We start from the raw sequence: 222 nt of genomic DNA, 5'->3' as shown, positions 1-222 counted from the left end.
ATCTAATGCTTGTTTTACATCCCCAACAATATCATCCGGGTGTTCAATCCCGATCGCGTAACGCACCAAGTTCACCGGGATGCCGGCGACTTTCATTTGTTCTGGGGTTAACGTACCTGCCCACATGGCGGCTGCGTGAATGACTAGCGAATCTACTCCGCCAAGGCTTGGTGCGTTGACGGGCAGTTTCATCAGCGATACCAGTCGACTGGCGTCTGCGTA

General features: G+C 53.2%; 1 protein-coding gene. It reads right to left on the bottom strand.

The window, feature by feature from the left end; translation table 11 throughout:
- Positions 1–204 (bottom strand): PLP-dependent transferase (locus LIN78_RS18030; RefSeq protein ID WP_227182272.1); only part of this gene is annotated, 204 nt, incomplete at its 3' end.
- Positions 205–222 lie beyond the last annotated feature (18 nt).

The organism is Leeia speluncae (genome assembly GCF_020564625.1).
GTDB classification, from domain to species: domain Bacteria; phylum Pseudomonadota; class Gammaproteobacteria; order Burkholderiales; family Leeiaceae; genus Leeia; species Leeia speluncae.
This window is presented reverse-complemented; position numbering and strand designations above follow the sequence as displayed.